This window comes from Clostridium sardiniense, from assembly GCF_016907995.1.
Taxonomy (GTDB): Bacteria; Bacillota; Clostridia; order Clostridiales; family Clostridiaceae; genus Clostridium; species Clostridium sardiniense.
In genome coordinates, this window is sequence record NZ_JAFBDA010000011.1 from 85,973 (window position 1) to 106,840 (window position 20,868).

Below are 20,868 nucleotides of genomic sequence, written 5' to 3' on the forward strand. Positions count from 1 at the left end.
AGGTCCCTTTATGAGGAACACACTTAGTACAGTAGTAGCTGGAAGAGAGATGAAAGTCGAATTTGGCGATTTTGGTATGTTATCAAATGCAGCTATATTAATGAGCTACGGTGATACTGTAATATTAACTAATGTAAATAAATCAGAAGAACCAAGAGATGGAATTGATTTCTTCCCTTTAAGCGTTGAGTATGAAGAGAGATTATACGCTGTTGGTAAGATACCTGGAGGGTTTATAAAAAGAGAAGGAAGACCATCAGAAAAAGCAATTCTTCATGGAAGAGCAGTTGACAGAACAATAAGACCGTTATTTCCTAAAGGATATAGAAATGATGTTCAAGTTGTTTGTACAGTTGTTTCAGTTGAAAAGGACAATATACCTGAAATATTAGCAATTAATGCAGCATCAATGGGATTATGTTTATCAAGTATACCATATAATATTCCGGTTGCAGGAGTTCAAGTAGGATTAATAGGTGATGAATTTATTTTAAATCCAACTTCAGAACAAAGAGAAGAGAGTATACTTGACCTTACGGTTTGTTCTACAAAAGAAAAGGTTATGATGATTGAAGCTGGTGGTAATGAAATACCAGAAGATACTATGATAGCAGCTATTGAATTTGGATTTAATTCATGTAAGCAAATAATAGCATTCCAAGAAGAAGCTATGGCTAAATTTGGTAAGGCTAAAGAAGATGCAATTTTATTTAAAGTAGATGAAGAAGTAGAAAAAGATGTAAAAGCTTTTGCTAGCGATATGGTAAAAGAAGCAATGTATATCATGGATAAAGATGAAAGAAATATTGCTATGGATGAAGTAAATAAAAAAGTATTTGCTGAATTCGAAGAAAAGCATGAAGGTAAAGAAGGAGATATAAAAGAAATTCTTTATACAATGCAAAAAGCAGTTGTAAGACAAATGCTTTTAAAAGATAAGAGAAGACCAGATGGAAGAGCTTTCGATCAAATAAGACAACTTGGATGTGAAGTTGGAATATTACCAAGAACTCATGGTACAGGATTATTTACAAGAGGATTAACTCAAGTAATGACAGTTGCTACTTTAGGTTCAGTTGGAGATATTCAAATTTTAGATGGGATAGATGAAGCAGAATCAAAGAGATATATGCATCATTATAATTTCCCAGCATATAGCGTTGGTGAAGTTAGACCACTTAGGGGACCAGGAAGAAGAGAAATTGGTCACGGAGCACTTGCAGAAAGAGCACTTGAACCATTAATACCTTCAGAAGAAGAATTTCCATATACTATTAGATTAGTATCAGAAGTATTAAGTTCAAATGGATCAACATCACAAGCTTCAGTTTGTGGATCAACATTAGCATTATTAGATGCTGGAGTTCCAATAAAGAGACCAGCTGCAGGTATTGCAATGGGACTTATAACATCAGAGGATTTAACTGAAGAAGAAGTATTAACAGATATTCAAGGAATAGAAGATTTCTTTGGAGATATGGACTTTAAGGTTGCGGGAACTGAAAAAGGTATTACTTCAATACAAGTTGATACAAAGCTTAAAGGATTAAGTTTTAATGTTGTGAATACTGCAATAAAAAATGCAAGAAAAGCTAGAATGGTTATTTTAGATAAGATAAATGAGTGTATAGCAGAACCAAGAAAAGATGTTTCAAAGTATGCACCAAAGACATCAATAATTAAAATTGATCCAGAAAAGATAAGAGATGTTATAGGAGCCGGCGGAAAGGTTATTAATAAAATAATCGAAGATACTGGAGTTAAGATAGACATAAAAGAGGATGGAACTGTATTTGTATCTTCTGTAGATCATGAAGGTGTAAATGAAGCTTTAAAGATAATCGAAGGATTAACAAAGGAAGTTAAAGCTGGAGAGGTTTATTTAGGAAAGGTAACTAAAATAGCGACATTTGGAGCCTTCGTAGAAATTCTTCCTAATAAAGAAGGCTTAGTTCATATTTCAAAACTTGATAAGAATAGAGTAAATAAAGTTGAAGATATAGTTTCAGTTGGAGATGAAATTCTCGTTAAAGTAACAGAAATTGATAATCAAGGCAGAATAAATCTTTCAAGAAAAGATGCATTACAAGATAATGAAGAAGAAAAAGAAGATAAGTAATACTAAAAGGGCAATGTTATTGCCTTTTTTTTACTAAGAGGAGGCTTTTATGCATAAGATTTTTACACTAGAAAATGGGCTTAGAATTGTAACAGAAAAACTAGATGGGGTTAATTCGGTTAGTGTAGGAGTAATGATTCAAAATGGATCAAGAAATGAGAGTGAGAAGCTAAATGGTATCTCTCATTTTATTGAGCATATGTTTTTTAAAGGTACCTATAAAAGAACAGCAAAAGAAATAGCAGAAGAAATTGAAAATGTTGGTGGCCAAATAAATGCATTTACTAGCAAAGAGGCTACTTGTTATTATATAAAAACCCTTAGTACACATTTGGATATTTCATTAGATGTACTATCAGATATGCTTTTAAATTCAAAATTTGATGAGAATGATATTGAAAAGGAAAAGGGAGTAGTAATTGAAGAAATAAATATGAGTGAAGATAATCCAGAAGATGTTTTAGATAATATTCATTCAAAAGCTTCATTTGAAGGAAATTCTCTTTCATATCCAATACTAGGAACTATCGATAAAATTAAAAGTTTAAAAAGAGAAGATATAATTAATTTTATAAATGAGAAATATACTCCTTACAATTCAGTTATATCTATCTGTGGTAAGTTTGATGAAGAAGAGATTATTAATTTGGTAGGGGAATTCTTCGGAAAGTGGAAGAGTAAAGAAAAATATACACCTATTTATGAAGGAACTGATATTAAGAAAAATTCAATTTTTCTTAAAAAAGAGATTGAACAATTACATATTGATTTAGGACTTCAAGGATTACCATTTGGTGATGATAGAGGATATGCACTAGTTCTTCTTAATAATATTTTAGGTGGAGGAGCTTCATCTATTTTATTTCAAAAGGTTCGTGAAGAGTTAGGTCTTTGTTATGTAATTTACTCTTACATACAGCCATTTCAAAATGCAGGCTTAATAAACATATATGTTGGATTAAGTAAAGAATATGCAGATAAAGCTCTAGAGGTTATAAAAAGAGAACTTGAGAAATTTGTAGAAGATGGGATAACTGAAGAACAACTTAGAATAAATAAAGAAAAAATAAAAGCAAATTATATATTAGGGTTAGAAAGTACCAGCTCAAAAATGTTTGCTAATTCAAAATCTTTATTGTTTAGAAATGAGATTAGAACAGAAGAAGAAGTTATTGAGAAAATAGATAATATAAGTAAAGCAGACATAGATTATGTTCTTAAAAATTGTTTCGGAAAAGGTATTATGAATACTTCTTATGTTGGAAGTGAAATTGATAAGGATTATTTAGATTCCTTTATTTATAAATCAAAAGAAGCCTATGATAATTCTAGAAAATCAACTAAAAGTAAGTTATAATATTAGAAGTAATATATCTCTTCCCTAACTCATATATTTATTTATGAATGTTAGGGAGGGATTATTGTATGTATGTGCAAGGCGATAAAAATATAAAATATCTTAGTGAACTTGAAAGATATGAGCTTATAAATATTAATGATGGAGAAAAGTATGATTATCTTCAAAACAATGACTTAGTAATTGATGATGAAGGAAATATAAAGTATCTTCTTATAGATGCATCTTCTTCTAAATTTAGTATTTTTGGCGGGGCTAGAGAGATATTAGAAATTGACTGGAGTGCAGTACAGAAAGTTGGGGCTAAAACAATAATACTAGATGCCGATGAAAACAGCATAAAGAGGGCAAAGGTATGAATCTAAGGGGGAAAAATTATGAAAATTGTAGTACAAAAGTTTGGTGGCACATCTGTATCTACAAAAGAGAGAAGACAAAAGGTAGTTGAAAAAGTTAAAAGTGCCATTGATGAAGGATACTCTCCTGTAGTAGTAGTTTCAGCTATGGGCAGAAGTGGAGATCCCTATGCAACAGATACACTTTTATCATTAGTTGGAGATAAGTTTAAAAACACAAATAAACTAGCATCAGACCTTTTAATGTGTTGTGGTGAACTTATAAGCTCAGTAGTTATGAGTAATGAATTATTTGATGCTGGAATTGATGCAATTCCATTAACTGGAGGACAGGCTGGTATTAAAACTGATAATGTATTTACAAATGCAAAACATTTAGATGTTGATCCAAAGCAAATACTAGACTTTGTATCAAAAGGAAGAGTGCCAGTTGTTACTGGATTCCAAGGAATGAGTGAAGATGGATTTTTCACAACTCTTGGAAGAGGCGGTAGCGATACTAGTGCGGCTATATTAGGAGTTGCATTAGAAGCTGAACAAATAGAAATTTATACCGATGTAGATGGTATAATGACAGCTGATCCAAGAATAGTAAAAGATGCATCATTAATAAATGTAATAAGTTATAATGAAGTATTCCAATTAGCAGAGCAAGGTGCAAAAGTTATTCATCCAAGAGCTGTTGACATAGCTATGAAGAGTAACGTACCATTATTTATTAAAAATACAATGAGCGATGCTAAGGGAACATTAATTAATAATAATGGAGATCTTAATAATGGTAAGATAATTACTGGTATTACTCATCAAAATGATAGAATACAAGTGAAAATTAAAGCAAAAGAAAATTTAAATAATCCAAAATACAAGGATTTATTAAGCTTACTTGCAGCTAATAAAATAAGTTTGGATTTAATAAATATATTCCCAGAACAGCAAATTTTCACAATTGGAGAAAATAAGAAGAAAGAGCTTGAAAAGATATTAGAGGCTATAAACATAAAATATTCATTAACAGAGAACTGTAGTCAATTAGCAGTGATAGGATCACGAATGGCTGGTATACCAGGGGTCATTGCTAAAATAGTTAGATCATTAAATGAAAATAATATTGAAGTTTTACAAACAGCAGATTCTCATATGACTATATGGTGTTTAATACATTCAGATAATGTGGCTGAAGCTATAAATGCGCTACATAAATCATTTGAACTATCATAATAACAAAATTTAATATTTATATAAGCATAAAGTATAAAAAAAATCCTCTTGTACAAAATAAAAGTGTATAGGAGGAATGTTTATGAATACAAATTTTTTAAAAAGTGAAAATGATAATGATAATAATGAAAAATTAGATAAAAATAGTGAATCAATCAAAGAATTTGGAAATATGGGTGTAGTAAATCCAAATGAAAGAATTAGAGTGTTACCAATTATCGGACAGGTAGAAGGACACGTAGTTTCTCCAGCTCAAACTAAAGCAACTAAGTATGAACACGTAATACCACAGCTTATTGAAATGGAGCAAAATGAAAATGTTAAGGGTGTACTAATTGTATTGAATACTGTTGGAGGAGATGTTGAAGCAGGACTTGGAATTGCAGAAATGATAAATTCTTTATCAAAGCCAACTGTTTCTATAGTTATAGGAGGAGGCCACTCTATTGGAGTGCCACTTGCAACATCAGCAAAATATTCGTTTATAACTCCATCTGCAACAATGATAGTTCATCCTATTAGAATGAATGGATTTATAATCGGAGTCTCTCAAACTTTTGAGTATCTAAAAAAGATGCAAGAGAGAATCAATGAATTTATAGTTAGAACTTCTGATATAAAGAAGGAAGAACTAGAAAAACTTTTAAGACAGCAGGGCGATTTATTAAATGATGTAGGAACTATTTTAATTGGCAATCAAGCAGTTGAGTGTGGATTAATAAATGAAGTTGGTGGACTAAAAGAAGCTATTTCAAAGTTAAATACATTTATAGATAAAAATGAGTAAGTTATTAGGATCAGCTGTAAATATTTTATAGCTGATTTTATTATGTTTATAAAAGGAATTTTATTATATATGTAGAAAGTAATAAAGTGGGGTGATTATTTTTGAGCAGAACTAAAAAATCAAGTAAGAATAAGAAAAATAATAATAAAAATACAGATATACTTGGAATAGTATATATTTCAGTAGGAATACTTTTATCAGTTGCAATATATACAGATTTTGTAGGAATATTATCAGCAATATCTCAAAAGTTATCTCATTTTCTAGTAGGTATTGGAGCATATATAATCCCTATTTATTTATTATATTTGGGATATGAATATATAAAGTCTAAAGGTAGTATTAAGCTTAATAAAAATTTCTATGGAGTAACTATATACGCTGCTATATTAATATTAATATTTTCAACAATATATCTTCAAAGTATGGATAGTGCTACTTCTTTTGGACAAGGTATAGAGGGTATTTTAAGTATGAAATCAATATTAAATGGAGGAGTTTTAGGATATCTAATATCATATCCGTTATTTAAATTTGTAGGAACAGTAGGTTCTTATATCATTTATATAGCACTTATTATAATAGCAACTATACTTACATTTGATATTACATTATATGATGTTGGTATAACTGTGAAGAATAAGAGCAGTGAAATAAAAAAATCTAGAAAGAGAAGAGAACCGCAAGTCAAAGACAGAAACAATGATATAGATGATACATTTATTAAAGTGGTTAAAAAAGATGAAGGTAAGAATGTAGATAAAAAAGAATTTTTAAATGGCGTAAATAACAAGATTAAAATTTTAGATTTTATGAAGAATTCCTCTCTTGATGATGAAGACGCTATATATGAAGATGAGGCATATAAAAATAATGAAGAAGTAGTTGAGAAAATAGAGCCTAAGGAGCATCAAGAAAAAATTGATACTTTCTTAAAAGATTCAAATAAGATAGATAATACTTATAAAAAAGAAAAGTTAGATAATTCGGTGAAAGCTGTAGTACATGATGAAATCGAAACTAGTATACAAGAAGGAAAAGAAGAAGGAATGAAGTCCGAATATGTGCATCCGGATACATCTTTACTTAATATAAATAGTGGAACTAAATTAAATAGTAATGATAAACAAGAACTTATTGAAAGTGCAAATAAATTATCAGAGACATTAGGAAGCTTTGGGGTTGATGCTAAAGTCACTCAAGTAACAAAAGGACCTTCAGTTACTAGATTTGAACTTCAACCAAGTCCAGGCGTAAAGGTAAGTAAAATTGTAAATTTATCTGATGATATAGCTTTAGGTCTTGCAGCCTCTGGAGTTAGAATAGAGGCGCCTATACCAGGTAAGGCGGCTGTTGGAATAGAAGTTCCAAATAGAGAACAGACTCCAGTATTTTTAAGGGAAGTATTAGAATCAGATGAATTTTTAAATACTAATAAGAAGTTAGCATTTTCACTAGGGAAAGATATAGGAGGTCAATGTGTTGTAGGTGATTTAAGTAAAATGCCACATACATTAATTGCAGGTGCCACAGGATCAGGAAAGAGTGTATGTATAAATACATTAATAATAAGTTTGCTTTATAAATACTCTCCAGATGAAGTTAAACTTCTAATGGTTGATCCAAAGGTTGTTGAATTGAGTGTATACAATGGAATACCGCATCTATTGATACCAGTTGTTACAGATCCAAAGAAGGCAGCTGGAGCATTAAACTGGGCTGTAAATGAAATGACAAGAAGATATAAATTATTTGCAGATTCAGGAGCAAGAAATATTGATTCCTACAATTCCCTTTACTCTAAAGGAACAATTGAAGAGAAACTTCCTTATATAGTTATCATAGTAGATGAGCTTGCTGATCTTATGATGGTATGTCCAAATGATGTTGAAGATTATATAGGGAGATTAGCACAGATGGCAAGAGCAGCAGGTATGCATCTAGTAATTGCAACTCAAAGACCTTCAGTAGACGTAATAACTGGAGTAATTAAAGCGAATATACCATCTAGAATATCTTTTGCTGTTTCATCTCAAATAGATTCAAGGACAATATTAGATAGTGGTGGAGCAGAAAAACTTTTAGGAAGAGGGGATATGCTTTATTATCCTGTTGGAGAAAGTAAACCACTTAGAGTTCAAGGATGCTTTATATCAGAAGAAGAAGTTGAAAAAGTAGTTGAATTTATAAAAGATGGAGAAAATGAGGCTATATATAAAGAAGAAATTATAGAACATATAAATAATGAAGCAGAAGCATCAAATTCTAATATGCAAGGAGATGATGTAGATGACCTTTTAGAAGAAGCTATAAATATAGTTATTGATTATGGGCAAGCGTCTACATCATTTTTACAAAGAAGACTTAGAATTGGTTTTAATAGAGCATCAAGAATAATGGATGATCTAGAAGCTAGGGGGGTAATATCTCCTAAAGATGGCAGTAGACCAAGGCAAGTATTAATATCTAAGGATGATTTAACAGCAGTAGATTGCAGTGATAATAACATTTAATGAGGACAAGGAAATTTTATCTTGTAATAGCGTAAAAACAGTTATAAAATAGTTAGGTATAAAAGTATTTTTTTAAAACATAGGAGGAAAAAAGTTTTGGCAAAATATAAAGTAGGAATGGTTAGCTTAGGTTGCGATAAAAATAGAGTAGACTCTGAAATTATGCTTGGAGTTATGAATAAAGAATATGAAATAACAAATAATCCAAAAGAGGCAGATATAATTATAGTTAATACCTGTGGTTTTATTGAAAAGGCAAAACAAGAATCAATTGATACTATCTTAGAGATGGCAAATTATAAAACTAAGCACAATTGCAAATTATTAATTGCAACTGGTTGTTTAACTCAAAGATATGGAAAAGAGCTACAAGAGTTAATGCCTGAAATAGACATAATGCTTGGAGTGAATGACTATAATAAAATAGATAAGTTAATTAGAGAATTTATAACAAAAGAAAATATGGAAGATAAATTTACAGAAGTAAACTATTCAGATGATAATATAAATGAAGGTGAAAGAGTGCTCACAACAGATAAAAGCACTGCATATTTAAGAATTGCTGAAGGTTGTAATAATTTCTGTACTTATTGTATAATACCTAAGATAAGAGGTAAATTTAGAAGTAGAGAAATGGAAAGTATATTGAAAGAGGCGGAAGGATTAGCTAAAAAAGGTGTTAAAGAACTAATATTAATAGCTCAAGATACCACTCTTTATGGAAGTGATTTATATGGGAAGAAAAGTCTTCATATACTTTTAAATAAGTTGTCAAAAATTGAGGGCATAAAATGGATTAGAGTATTATATTGTTATCCAGAAGAGATATATGATGATCTTATAACAGAAATGGCTACAAATGATAAAGTGTTAAAATACTTAGATTTACCAATACAACACATAAGTAATAACATATTAAAACTTATGGGAAGAAAAACAACAAAAGAAGATATAATAAATAAAATTGATAAATTAAGAAGAGAGATACCACAAATAGCACTTAGAACTTCTCTTATAGTAGGATTTCCAAATGAAACAGAGGATGACTTTAATGAGCTTAAAGAATTCTTAAAAGAACATAAGCTTGAAAAGGTTGGAGTATTTAAATATTCAAGAGAAGAAGGAACACCAGCTGCTATTATGGATATGCAAATAGATGAAGAAATAAAAGAAATAAGAGAAAAAGAACTTATGTTAATTCAAAGTGAAATTTCAAAAGAAATAAATAGTTTGAAAATAGGTAATATATATGATATTCTTGTTGAAGGATATAATGGTGAATATTACTATGGAAGAAATTATGAAATGGCACCTGAGATAGATGGAAATGTATTCTTTACAAAGCATTGTCCTGTAGATAAAGGAGATATTGTTGAAGTTAAAATAGAAAAGAATACAGAGTATGATTTAATAGGAGTTGGTATGTGTGAATCTTGCAAATAAATTAACATTACTAAGAATGATCTTAGTACCAATTTTTTTGATATTTATTGCAATTAAAGGAATACCATATGGTACTTTTGTAGCAACATTTATATTTGTTATTGCTTCAATAACAGATAAACTTGATGGGTATATTGCAAGAAGTAGAAATCAAATAACTAATTTTGGTAAATTTATGGATCCTTTAGCAGATAAATTATTAGTTACAGCTGCATTAGTTTCACTTGTAGAATATGGAGTTGTTCCAAGTTGGGCAGCTATAATAATTATTGCAAGAGAATTTGCAGTTTCAGGACTTAGAACTCTAGCGGCAGCAGAAGGTAAGGTTATTGCAGCAAGCTGGTGGGGGAAAATTAAAACTGTTATACAAATAGTAGCTATAATAATACTTTTAATAGAAATAAATATAACACAAAGTATAAGTTTAAATAATGCTGTTATAAATAGTGATTTTTTAACTAATTTCTTTAAGTATATTCCAAGTTTAGCATTAAATATAGCAGTTGTTATAACTATAATATCAGGATATGATTACTTTAGAAAAAATAAAAATGTAATAACAATGAATAAGTAAAATGATTAGAAAATAATAAATATGTCAATTATAATAAAAGTTCCTACTAAAAGTTGGGGCTTTTATCTGTATTTATAGTTGACTATATATAAGTAGTTCTATATAATTATAGGTATAGAACATAAGTTCGGTGAGAGGATGGTGTATTAATGAATAATATAGATTCAAATAAATTAAAAGCAATTGAGGCAGCCATGGGCCAAATAGAAAAACAATTTGGTAAGGGTTCAGTTATGAAATTAGGAGAAGAATCAGTTCTTAATGTTGATTCAATTCCAACAGGCTGCTTAGATTTAGATATAGGGCTTGGAATTGGTGGAGTACCAAAGGGAAGAATTGTAGAAATATATGGACCAGAAAGTTCAGGTAAAACTACAGTTGCACTTCATATTGTTGCAGAGGCACAAAAATTAGGTGGGGCAGTTGGATTTATAGATGCAGAACATGCATTAGACCCTTCATATGCTAGAAAAATTGGAGTAGATACAGAAAATTTAATAGTTTCTCAACCAGATACTGGAGAGCAAGGACTTGAAATAGCAGAAGCTTTAGTTCGTTCAGGTGCTATTGATGTTATAGTTGTTGACTCAGTTGCAGCACTTGTTCCAAGAGCTGAAATTGAGGGGGAAATGGGAGATGCACACGTTGGTCTTCAAGCTAGATTAATGTCTCAAGCACTAAGAAAGCTTGCAGGAACAATAAGCAAAACAAATTGTGTTGCTATATTTATAAATCAACTTAGAGAAAAAGTTGGTATAATGTTTGGTAATCCTGAAACAACTCCTGGAGGAAGAGCATTAAAATTCTATGCATCAGTTAGAATGGATGTTAGAAGAATAGATTCAATTAAGCAAGGTGAAAGTATAGTAGGTAACAGAACAAGAGTTAAGATAATAAAGAATAAGGTTGCACCACCATTTAGGCAAGCAGAATTCGATATAATGTATAACGAAGGTATTTCAAGAGAAGGAAATATAATTGATGTTGGTGTTAAGGAAGAAATAGTTCAAAAGAGTGGAGCATGGTTCTCATACGGAGATGTAAGATTAGGTCAAGGTAGAGAAAATGCAAAAGCATACTTAAAAGAAAATCCAGAAGTAGCCTTAGATATAGAAAATCAAATTAGATCAAAGCATAATCTTCCCCTTAATAAATCAATGGCGCAAGAAACTGCTACGGATAAAGAAAGTAAATAGTAACAATATTAATTTAAAGTAAAATTGAGTTTTTATGGTAAGGCAACCTAAAGAATAGGTGTCTTACCATTTTTTATTAAACAACATAAAAAAATAATAGTTAAAGGTTTACTTAAAGATGAAGTGTTAATAAGAAATTAGGCGTAAAAAAGAGAAAAAATGAGTATAATAAAGAAAATGATTTGATTAATACTTTATATTAGTCAACTTGACATAATTTTATTTTTACTATACAATAATAACAAATACTGGTTTATCATATTCCAAGGATAACAGTGAGAAACAGTATGACACCACTACGCTTTCACTTAAAAATAAGCGAGGGGGTGTTAATATGCCACAAATTGTAACAATGATTATAATTGATATAATTGTGCTGTTAATATTAGGAATAGTACTTTACAAAACAATACAAAGTACATCAAAAAACAAAATAGAATCTCTTGAAAGAGAAGCAGAAAAACTTGTAGAAGATGCAAAAAAAGATGCGGAAGCTATGAAGAAAGAAGCTATACTTGAAGCAAAAGAAGAGGTTCATAGATTAAGAAATGATTTAGAAAAAGATTCTCGTGAGAGAAGAAATGAGATCCAAAGGCTTGAAAGAAGAGTTTTACAAAGAGAAGAATCTCTTGATAAAAAGAGCGATTTTCTTGAAAAGAAGGAAGAAACCATTAATGGTAGAATGAATGACATTAAACAGTTAGAAAAAGAAGCTAACGATCTTCATGAAAAGAGAAGAGAGGAACTTGAAAGAGTTGCAAACTTATCTAGTGAAGAAGCTCGTCAATTAATTTTAGATGAAGTTAGAAAAGAAGTTTCACACGAGTCTGCTATAATGATTAAAGAAATTGAGAGCAAGGCTAAGGAAGAAGCGGATAAGAAGGCGAGAGAAATCGTTACTACAGCAATACAAAGATGTGCTGCTGATCATGTTTCAGAAACAACTGTTCATGTTGTTGCGTTACCTAATGATGAGATGAAGGGTAGAATAATAGGTAGAGAAGGAAGAAACATTAGAACCCTAGAAACATTAACAGGAGTAGATTTAATTATAGATGACACTCCAGAGGCAGTAATTTTATCAAGTTTTGATCCAATTAGGAGAGAAGTTGCTAGAATGGCACTAGAAAAGTTAATAGTAGATGGCAGAATACATCCAGCAAGAATCGAAGAGATGGTTGAAAGAGCTCAAAAAGATGTTGAAAACGACATTAAAGAAGAAGGAGAACAAGCAACATTAGAAACAGCTGTTCATGGTCTTCACCCAGAGCTTACAAGATTACTTGGTAGATTAAAGTATAGAACTAGTTATGGCCAAAATGTATTAAAACATTCCATAGAAGTTTCATATTTAGCTGGTTTGATGGCTTCAGAATTAGGTTTAGATGTTACTCTAGCTAGAAGAGCTGGTTTATTACATGATATAGGGAAAGCTGTAGATCAAGAACAAGAAGGGCCACATGCAATTATTGGGGCTGATCTTGCTAAGAAATATGGTGAATCTAAATTAGTAGTAAATGCTATAGGAGCCCATCATGGGGATGTTGAAATGCAATCTTTAGAAGCAATATTGGTTCAGGCAGCAGATGCAATATCAGCAGCAAGACCAGGAGCAAGAAGAGAAACATTGGAGGCATATATAAAGAGATTAGAGAAGTTAGAAGAAATTTCTAACTCATATGAAGGTGTAGAAAAGTCATATGCCATTCAAGCTGGTAGAGAGATTAGAATTATGGTTAAACCAGATCAAATTGATGATGCTGGATCAGTTGAACTTGCTAGAAATCTTGCAAAGAGCATAGAAGAACAATTAGAATATCCAGGTCAAATAAAAATCAATGTTATTAGAGAAACTAGAGCAATTGATTTTGCTAAATAAATCGTCAATATTAAAATACATTTTGCTTTGTCAAAATGTATTTTTTTATAAAATTTCAAAAAAATAAAGGGATTTATAAATAAGAGTAGAATATATATATTATGCCATAAGATGGTAGAGTATTTTTATTGATGTAAACGATTAGTAATAAAATGTAGGAGGAGAAATAAAAGTGGAAGTATTAAAAGTTTCAACAAAATCAAACCCAAATTCAGTAGCAGGAGCATTAGCTGCAATAATAAAAGAAAAGAATATAGTAGAAATTCAAGCGGTAGGAGCTGGCGCTATAAATCAAGCTATTAAAGCTATTGCTATAGCAAGAGGATTCGTAGCTCCAAGTGGAAAAGATATAATTTGTGTACCAGCATTTACAGATATAATTATTGATGGAGAAGAAAGAACAGCTATTAAGCTTATAGTACAGCCAAGATAATAATATGTATTATTTTTAAAAATACATAACTAAATTGGAAGTATAGGTAATTTATTTGTAAATTAGATTATTCAATAGTTGAAATTTTCACGAAAACCATTTATAATAAAATGGTTAATAAAATATTAACCTATTAAATTAAGTAAAGAGGTGTATTTACATGGTATCTAAAGAGGTTTTAGTTAAGAATGCTACTGGTTTACATGCTAGACCAGCAACTTTACTAGTTAAAAAAGCTTCTTCATTCAAATCAGATGTGAGCTTAGAGTTTAACGGTAAGAAAGCAAACGTTAAGAGCTTAATTGGAGTTCTTTCATTAGCTGTTACTGCTAACTCAGTGGTAAACGTTATTGCTTCAGGAGATGATGAAGCTTTAGCTGTAGAAGAAATTTCAAAATTAATCGAAAACTTAGAAGATTAATTAAAGATTAAAGGTTCCTAATATTTTAGGAACCTTTTTCTTTTTAATAAGAATTTATGTATATAAAATCACTTACATATGATTCTTATTTTAATGATATAAGTTTACATCTAAATAATAATGTTATTAAGTTAATTCCAGATATAGCTATTAGTATATATATAATTCTAGATACCATTGCTATTCCAAAGCTTAATAAGGTAACTAAATTAAAATTTAATAAACCAATTAAACCCCAATTAAGTGCACCTATTATAACTAGTAAAAAAGATAGTTTGTCTAATATGTTTATTTTACACATAATAAAATCTCCTTTCATTACTATCTAAAATATATATATGAATATATAATATTAATAATGACTTTAATGGAAGTTTTTTTTTACAAAAAGATGAAAATAATAAATAGTTATGTTATAATACGAACTATATTATGTAATATTTTAAATATATTCGTATGGAGGTTTAGGATGAGAAATTTATATAGTACACCGTTAAATTCAAGATATGCATCAAAAGAAATGAGTTTTATTTTTTCTGATGAAATGAAATTTACAACTTGGAGAAAATTATGGCTAGCACTTGCAGAAAGTGAAAGAGAGTTAGGATTAAATATAACTGAAGAACAAATAGAAGAATTAAAAGAACATGTAAATGATATAAACTATGAAGATGCAATAAAAAGAGAAAAAGAAGTAAGACATGATGTTATGAGTCATGTATATGCATATGGATTACAATGCCCAAATGCTAAAGGAATAATACATCTTGGAGCAACTAGTTGTTATGTGGGAGATAATACAGATGTAATAATAATGAGAGATGCATTATTATTAGTAAAGAAAAAGATAGTTACTGTGTTACATAGATTAAGTAAGTTTGCTTTAGAATATAAGGATATGCCAACACTAGGATTTACACATTTCCAACCAGCACAGCTTACAACAGTAGGTAAGAGAGCTACTCTATGGATGCAAGATTTAGTAATGGACATAGAGAACATTGATTTCCTTTTAAGTACTTTAAAATTAAGAGGTGTTAAAGGAACAACTGGAACACAAGCGAGCTTTATGACTCTTTTTGAAGATGATGAAGAAAAGGTAAAGATATTAGATAAAAAGGTTGCAGAAAAAATGGGATTTGAAAAAAGTTATGGAGTTACAGGTCAAACTTACCCAAGAAAGTTAGATTCAATAGTTTTAAATACATTATCAGAAGTAGCACAAAGTTGTTATAAATTTAGTAATGATTTAAGATTACTTCAAAGTATGAAGGAAGTAGAAGAACCTTTTGAAAAAAATCAAATAGGATCATCAGCAATGGCATATAAGAGAAATCCTATGAGAAGTGAGAGAATGGGTGCTCTAGCAAGATATGTTATTGTAGATGCATTAAATCCTGCTATAACAGCTTCTACACAATGGTTTGAAAGAACACTAGATGATTCTGCTAATAAAAGACTTTCAATTGCAGAAGGATTCCTAGCTTTAGATGGAGTACTAAATTTATATATTAATATAGCTGAAAATATGGTTGTATATGATAAGGTAATAGCTGCTCATGTAAATAATGAATTACCATTTATGGCAACTGAAAATATTATGATGGAATCAGTAAAAAGAGGCGGAGACAGACAAGAATTACATGAAAAAATAAGAACTCACTCAATGGCAGCAGCTCAAAGAGTTAAGGGTGAAGGCCTTGATAATGATTTAATAAATAGAATAATTAATGATGGTACTTTTAATCTTTCAGAAGAAGAGATTAGGGGGATTATTGATCCTAATAAATTTGTTGGTAGAGCTCCAAGTCAAGTTGTAGAATTTATTGATGAGTATGTAAATCCGATTATAGAGAACAATAAGGAAGCAATAGAAGTTAAGAGTGAAATTAACGTCTAAATTATCAAACTAGAAGTTATCCATATGTAACTTCTAGTTTTTTACTTTATAAAATTAAAAGAAGTATGCTATAATAACTTTGTTTTACAAGAGACGAAGGGAGAAAAAAATGAGCGATAAAAATAAAATAATATCAACTACTTTAATATATTTTGTAATGGTGGTTGCAGCAATAACAGAAGGTCTTATAAATATCTTTACAGTACCTATTAAAAGAGATTTTGCAATAACTGATACAAAATTATCATTAATGTTTATGTTTGGTACAATAGCATATTTAATATGTAATTATGTTGGTGGAGCTTTATGTGAAAAGATAGGTCAGAAAAAATTATTTTTAATAGGATTATTAGGAGCTGCTCTAACTAATTTAATACAAGCGTGGTCACCTAATTTTACAATATTTATAATTGCATTTGCAGCAATTCAAGCTTTCCTAGGTTTAATGTCTATTGCGGCAAATACTATAATACCAGTAATATGGATTACGGGACAAGCAATTGCCATGAATTTAACTCACTTTGCTTATGGAGTAGGTCTTTCTGCATCACAAAAACTTTCAGGTGTATTAATGACAGATGGATTTGGGTGGAGAAAGATTTATATAGGTTCAGCGATAATTACATTTATAGTATTAATAGCCTTTTTATTTATAAAGCTTCCATCAGTAAAAATGGATAAAAAAGAGGATAAAATATCTTTATTTGTAATTTTACAAGATAAATTAGTTTGGTTTTTCTTTATTGGTTTAGGTTTTTATATAATAGCTGAACAAGGAACCGGAAGATGGTTACCAACATACATAAAGTCTAATTATGCAAATGTTACAGAATCAAAAATAGCATCTTATGTATCAATATTTTTCTTATTATTAACCATTGGTAGATTAGTCGGTGGATTTATAGTTGAAAAAATTGGAACTATGAGATCTGTAAAAATATTTTCGTTAATTGGTGGATGCTTATTTATAATTGGACTTATAGGTGGAGAAATGGGATTATATATAGTATCAATTGCAGGATTCTTTTTCTCAATAATGTTTCCAACTGTGGTTGTTATTATAAGTAATACATTTAAAAAAAGTACTGCATATACTACAGGAATTATAATAGCACTTGCAAGTATTGTAAATACTGTTATGAATTTATTGGTAGGAGTTGTATCAGATAGTATAGGAATAAAGTATGCTATGTTTATAATGCCAATAGCTATATTAATTACATTTGTATTTTTATGCTTAGCAAGCAGAACTGCTAAATCAAGATAATTTATTTTAGCTGAATGCACATAATAGTGTATTCAGCTAATTTTCAATAAAGTATACTAAAAAATTAGGTGTATTAAATTATATGATTTTATTTAAGGAGTATTAGTGATATGAAGGATAGAAGATATGAAATATATAAGATAATAGATAAAATAAATTCTACAGATAAAGAAATTCAAAGGAAAGCAAGAGACAGGGTTGATTCTTTAGCAAAACCACTTGGTAGCCTTGGTAAACTTGAAGAAATTGCCGTTAAAGTAACAGGAATAACTAATAAAATGAAGAATACTTTTGAAAAGAAATGTGTAATCATTTTCTGCTCAGATAATGGGGTATTTGAAGAAGGTATAGCAAGTACTCCTCAATATGTTACGCTTGCACAAACTATTAATTTTACAAAAGGATTATCAGGTGTTGGAGTAATTGCAAAGCAAAATGGAAGCGACTTAATGGTAGTAGATATAGGAATAAATAGTAATTTAAAGGTTCCAGGAGTAATACATAAAAAAATAAGAAGAGGAACTTATAATATTGCAAAAGGACCAGCTATGAGTGAAGAAGAATGTATAACTGCTATATTAACAGGAGTAGAGTCTGTTAAGAAAGCTATAGATGAAGGGTATGAAATTCTAGGAGTAGGGGAGATGGGAATAGCAAATACAAGTACTAGTAGTGCAATTTTAATATCTTTACAGGAATGTAGTATAGAGAAAGCAGTTGGAAGAGGTTCAGGATTAACTAATAGCTCATTCGATAAAAAGAAAGCTATAATAAAACAAGCGTTAGAGATAAATAATCCAGATAAAAATGATCCTATAGATGTGCTTACTAAGGTTGGAGGGTTTGATATTGCGGCTATGACAGGTGCATTTTTAGGAGCAGCATATTATAAGGTTCCAATAGTTATAGATGGATTTATATCAGCTGTGGCAGCACTTGTAGCATCAAGGTTGAATAATAATGTAAGAGATTATTTATTTTCATCTCATTTATCTCAAGAAATTGGATATAGCCTAGCTATTGAAGAATTAGAGCTTCAACCTATGGTTAATTTAGATATGAGGCTTGGAGAAGGTAGCGGTTGTCCTATAGCATTTACTATAATAGATACAGCAAATGCTATATTAAGAGATATGTCAACTTTCGAAGAGTCAGGAATAAATTGTGAATATTTAGATGAAATACGCGACGAAGAATGTTATAAAGTATAGAGGTAACTTATATAGAACTTAACATAAGAAAACCACCTTTTTTATAATCATAATTTTTATTAGTGGAGGGTGATTTTGTTATGCTCCATAAACCATTATATAATTTCACAAGCTTAATATAATGTTTAAGTTTTTCTATATCATAATCTGTTATATTTCCTAAATATGATTTTAAGAAATATAATTTCTTAGAATCATCTATAAATAGTGAATATGTAGCCAAATCAAAGAATATATCATTTAAGGCTGAAAATTCAAAATCTATTAATAGAGGATTATTATTTGAAACTATAATATTAGATGGATTTAAATCATTATGGCATAGAGAGAAATTTTTAATTGGAAATTTATTTTTTATGTAATTCAGTAATTCTAAGTAATAATCATAAGTTTTAGGAAGCTGTATATTCTTGTCTTTGCAATATGATAACTTATTATTAATATAGGAAAATGGAGATATACAATTTAATTCTTTTGAAGGGGTGAGTGAATGAAATTCCTTTAGCTTAATAGATAATTTATATATAAATTCATTAGAGTTACAAAGGTATTCACAAGGGGTATCCCCATCAATCCAATTACATAATAAAATAGATAAGTTTTCACATCTTAAAATATATGACTTTCGATTGATAATTTTTAATATGCTATTCTCTTTTAATAGACTTTTTTCATCTAAAGAAATCTTCATTAGATATAATCTATTATTTATAGAGATGTTATAAGCATCATTAGAAAGACTTTGAAGTTTATTAATTAATTTTACATTGTGTATGCTAGTATTAAACTTTTTAGAGATACATAAAAAAACGTTTTTTAACAAATAATCACCTAAATTCTTAAAGTATATTATGCATTATAACATAAAAAATAAAGAGGAGAAAATATATGAAAATAGCAGTAATAGGAGGAACAAGAAGTGGCAAATCTTTTCTTGGAGAAGAGATTTGTAAAAGGATAAATACTTCAAATAACATAAAATATATAGCTACTATGGAACCTCATTGTGATGAAGATTTAAAAAGAATAGAAGGGCATCTGGAAAGAAGAAAAGACAATACCTTCATAACATTAGAGGCGTTTAGAGATTTAGATAAAATAATTAATAAAATAAATAAATTAGATACTATTCTTTTAGATAGTGTTACTACTTTACTTAATAATGAAATGTTTACTAAGGATGGAGTTAAAAAATATACATATAAAAAAATAGCTAAAAATATTATTGATCTAAGCAATGAATGCAAAAATATAGTAATTGTAACTGATTATATTTTTAGTGACTCTATATTGTATGATGATTTTACTAATGAATATAGAAAAGAATTAGCATATTTAAATAGACTAATAGTTGAGGATTTCGATATAGTGATTGAATGTAATTATAATAATTTTGAAATTCATAAAGGAAATCTTGAGGGGAGAAAATTAATAAATGAGATATATTAGAAGCTTTTTTATGGCATTATCAATGTTTTCAGTAATACCAGCACCTAGATATAAATGGGAGAAAGAAAATACAAAAAATATTTTAAAATTTTATCCTTTTGTTGGAGCTATAATAGGAGCTTTATGGGTATTACTTTATAGTATACTAAATTGGTTTAATATAAATGATATATTAATTAGTGCAGTACTCTTAATTTATCCCATAATGATTACAGGAATGCTACATTTGGATGGATTCATGGATATATGTGATGCAATACTTTCAAGAAGAGATAGGGAGACAAAATTAAAAATTCTTAAAGATTCATGTACTGGGGCATTTTCAGTAATTTGTCTTGTAATCTTAATGATAATTCAATTTGCATCTATTTATTCAATAATAGAAGATAATAAAAATATACTATTTCTTTTATTTATACCTATAATAAGTAGAAGTTTTATGGCGCTTATGATATTAACAAAAACAGAAATAAAAGAAAGTACTTTAGTAAAGATATTTAAAGATAGTACTAATACATGGGATAGGGTATTGCAAATAATTATATTGATTATAACTTTTATAGTTATATATCTTACATTAGGAGTGATATACAATGGTATTATGCTTATAATGTGCTTGATTATGCTTTATAAAACAGATGTTAATATAAAAGAGCTTGGAGGAATAAATGGAGATGTAGCAGGCTATGGACTTATAGTTGGAGAGTGTGTTGGAATTTTAATGTTAGCAGTATTTTAAGGA

At 29.3% G+C, this 20,868-nt stretch carries 19 protein-coding genes; 17 read left to right on the forward strand and 2 right to left on the reverse strand.

The features are described from left to right. Positions 1 to 10: 10 nt before the first annotated feature. From JOC62_RS10865 to JOC62_RS10920, 12 genes are all read left to right on the forward strand, one after another. Entirely contained in the window at positions 11 to 2,119 is a 2,109-nt protein-coding gene (locus tag JOC62_RS10865) for a polyribonucleotide nucleotidyltransferase (protein WP_204595293.1), read from the forward strand. Between the two features lie 49 nt (positions 2,120 to 2,168). Next, positions 2,169 to 3,476 (forward strand): M16 family metallopeptidase, encoded by a 1,308-nt coding sequence (locus tag JOC62_RS10870; protein WP_204595294.1) that lies wholly within the window; start codon positions 2,169 to 2,171, stop codon positions 3,474 to 3,476. 68 nt (positions 3,477 to 3,544) lie between these two features. Beyond that, a complete protein-coding gene (locus JOC62_RS10875) occupies positions 3,545 to 3,835 on the forward strand; it encodes a YlmC/YmxH family sporulation protein (protein WP_204595295.1) in 291 nt (96 codons plus the stop codon). A gap of 18 nt (positions 3,836 to 3,853) precedes the next feature. Next, entirely contained in the window at positions 3,854 to 5,053 is a 1,200-nt protein-coding gene (gene dapG, locus JOC62_RS10880; protein WP_204595296.1) for an aspartate kinase, read from the forward strand. An 82-nt stretch (positions 5,054 to 5,135) separates the two neighbouring features. Then, positions 5,136 to 5,840, forward strand: a complete 705-nt coding sequence (locus JOC62_RS10885; protein WP_204595297.1) for a ClpP family protease — start codon at positions 5,136 to 5,138, stop codon at positions 5,838 to 5,840. A 101-nt stretch (positions 5,841 to 5,941) separates the two neighbouring features. Then, positions 5,942 to 8,353, forward strand: coding sequence for an FtsK/SpoIIIE family DNA translocase (locus tag JOC62_RS10890; protein ID WP_204595298.1), 2,412 nt, complete (start codon positions 5,942 to 5,944; stop codon positions 8,351 to 8,353). 96 nt (positions 8,354 to 8,449) lie between these two features. Continuing rightward, complete coding sequence (gene rimO, locus JOC62_RS10895) at positions 8,450 to 9,796, forward strand: 30S ribosomal protein S12 methylthiotransferase RimO (protein WP_204595299.1); 1,347 nt, start codon at positions 8,450 to 8,452, stop codon at positions 9,794 to 9,796. Continuing rightward, positions 9,780 to 10,370 carry a CDP-diacylglycerol--glycerol-3-phosphate 3-phosphatidyltransferase gene (gene pgsA, locus JOC62_RS10900; RefSeq protein WP_204595300.1) on the forward strand — a complete coding sequence of 197 codons (591 nt, stop codon included), beginning with the start codon at positions 9,780 to 9,782 and terminating at the stop codon, positions 10,368 to 10,370. Before rimO ends, pgsA begins: the two co-directional genes overlap by 17 nt. Positions 10,371 to 10,519: 149 nt before the next feature. After that, on the forward strand, positions 10,520 to 11,566 hold the full coding sequence (gene recA / locus JOC62_RS10905) for a recombinase RecA (RefSeq protein ID WP_204595301.1): 1,047 nt from the start codon (positions 10,520 to 10,522) through the stop codon (positions 11,564 to 11,566). 343 nt (positions 11,567 to 11,909) lie between these two features. Continuing rightward, positions 11,910 to 13,445 carry a ribonuclease Y gene (gene rny / locus JOC62_RS10910; protein ID WP_204595332.1) on the forward strand — a complete coding sequence of 512 codons (1,536 nt, stop codon included), beginning with the start codon at positions 11,910 to 11,912 and terminating at the stop codon, positions 13,443 to 13,445. Between the two features lie 172 nt (positions 13,446 to 13,617). Beyond that, on the forward strand, positions 13,618 to 13,878 hold the full coding sequence (locus JOC62_RS10915) for a stage V sporulation protein S (RefSeq protein WP_204595302.1): 261 nt from the start codon (positions 13,618 to 13,620) through the stop codon (positions 13,876 to 13,878). A 160-nt stretch (positions 13,879 to 14,038) separates the two neighbouring features. Further along, positions 14,039 to 14,299, forward strand: coding sequence for an HPr family phosphocarrier protein (locus JOC62_RS10920; RefSeq protein WP_204595303.1), 261 nt, complete (start codon positions 14,039 to 14,041; stop codon positions 14,297 to 14,299). Positions 14,300 to 14,384: 85 nt separating this feature from the next. On the opposite strand, the gene JOC62_RS10925 is transcribed toward JOC62_RS10920, so the two are convergent. Next, positions 14,385 to 14,600 carry a DUF378 domain-containing protein gene (locus JOC62_RS10925; protein ID WP_204595304.1) on the reverse strand — a complete coding sequence of 72 codons (216 nt, stop codon included), beginning with the start codon at positions 14,598 to 14,600 and terminating at the stop codon, positions 14,385 to 14,387. Positions 14,601 to 14,768: 168 nt separating this feature from the next. Here JOC62_RS10925 and purB point away from each other — a divergent pair, with 168 nt between their 5' ends. From purB to cobT, 3 genes are all read left to right on the forward strand, one after another. Further along, complete coding sequence (gene purB, locus JOC62_RS10930) at positions 14,769 to 16,199, forward strand: adenylosuccinate lyase (protein WP_204595305.1); 1,431 nt, start codon at positions 14,769 to 14,771, stop codon at positions 16,197 to 16,199. Between the two features lie 109 nt (positions 16,200 to 16,308). Further along, entirely contained in the window at positions 16,309 to 17,466 is a 1,158-nt protein-coding gene (locus JOC62_RS10935; protein ID WP_204595306.1) for an MFS transporter, read from the forward strand. A gap of 110 nt (positions 17,467 to 17,576) precedes the next feature. After that, positions 17,577 to 18,677, forward strand: a complete 1,101-nt coding sequence (gene cobT / locus JOC62_RS10940) for a nicotinate-nucleotide--dimethylbenzimidazole phosphoribosyltransferase (RefSeq protein ID WP_204595307.1) — start codon at positions 17,577 to 17,579, stop codon at positions 18,675 to 18,677. A gap of 7 nt (positions 18,678 to 18,684) precedes the next feature. Here the strand turns inward: cobT and JOC62_RS10945 are convergent, their stop codons facing one another. Next, positions 18,685 to 19,500 (reverse strand): phosphotransferase, encoded by an 816-nt coding sequence (locus JOC62_RS10945; RefSeq protein WP_204595308.1) that lies wholly within the window; start codon positions 19,498 to 19,500, stop codon positions 18,685 to 18,687. 65 nt (positions 19,501 to 19,565) lie between these two features. Between JOC62_RS10945 and JOC62_RS10950 the strand changes: the two genes are divergently transcribed. Then, entirely contained in the window at positions 19,566 to 20,126 is a 561-nt protein-coding gene (locus tag JOC62_RS10950) for a bifunctional adenosylcobinamide kinase/adenosylcobinamide-phosphate guanylyltransferase (RefSeq protein ID WP_204595309.1), read from the forward strand. Beyond that, positions 20,113 to 20,865 (forward strand): adenosylcobinamide-GDP ribazoletransferase, encoded by a 753-nt coding sequence (locus JOC62_RS10955; protein WP_204595310.1) that lies wholly within the window; start codon positions 20,113 to 20,115, stop codon positions 20,863 to 20,865. Before JOC62_RS10950 ends, JOC62_RS10955 begins: the two co-directional genes overlap by 14 nt. Positions 20,866 to 20,868: the final 3 nt, after the last annotated feature.

Excerpts from the sequence above, each read along its gene's own strand:
- JOC62_RS10870 (WP_204595294.1), top strand. The coding sequence starts at position 2,169 with ATGCATAAGATTTTTACACTAGAAAATGGGCTTAGAATTGTAACAGAA.
- recA (WP_204595301.1), top strand. The coding sequence starts at position 10,520 with ATGAATAATATAGATTCAAATAAATTAAAAGCAATTGAGGCAGCCATG.
- dapG (WP_204595296.1), top strand. The coding sequence starts at position 3,854 with ATGAAAATTGTAGTACAAAAGTTTGGTGGCACATCTGTATCTACAAAA.
- JOC62_RS10865 (WP_204595293.1), top strand. The coding sequence starts at position 11 with ATGAGGAACACACTTAGTACAGTAGTAGCTGGAAGAGAGATGAAAGTC.
- JOC62_RS10920 (WP_204595303.1), top strand. The coding sequence starts at position 14,039 with ATGGTATCTAAAGAGGTTTTAGTTAAGAATGCTACTGGTTTACATGCT.
- JOC62_RS10935 (WP_204595306.1), top strand. The coding sequence starts at position 16,309 with ATGAGCGATAAAAATAAAATAATATCAACTACTTTAATATATTTTGTA.
- JOC62_RS10925 (WP_204595304.1), bottom strand. The coding sequence starts at position 14,600 with ATGTGTAAAATAAACATATTAGACAAACTATCTTTTTTACTAGTTATA.
- JOC62_RS10885 (WP_204595297.1), top strand. The coding sequence starts at position 5,136 with ATGAATACAAATTTTTTAAAAAGTGAAAATGATAATGATAATAATGAA.
- JOC62_RS10955 (WP_204595310.1), top strand. The coding sequence starts at position 20,113 with ATGAGATATATTAGAAGCTTTTTTATGGCATTATCAATGTTTTCAGTA.
- cobT (WP_204595307.1), top strand. The coding sequence starts at position 17,577 with ATGAAGGATAGAAGATATGAAATATATAAGATAATAGATAAAATAAAT.
- JOC62_RS10875 (WP_204595295.1), top strand. The coding sequence starts at position 3,545 with ATGTATGTGCAAGGCGATAAAAATATAAAATATCTTAGTGAACTTGAA.
- purB (WP_204595305.1), top strand. The coding sequence starts at position 14,769 with ATGAGAAATTTATATAGTACACCGTTAAATTCAAGATATGCATCAAAA.
- JOC62_RS10950 (WP_204595309.1), top strand. The coding sequence starts at position 19,566 with ATGAAAATAGCAGTAATAGGAGGAACAAGAAGTGGCAAATCTTTTCTT.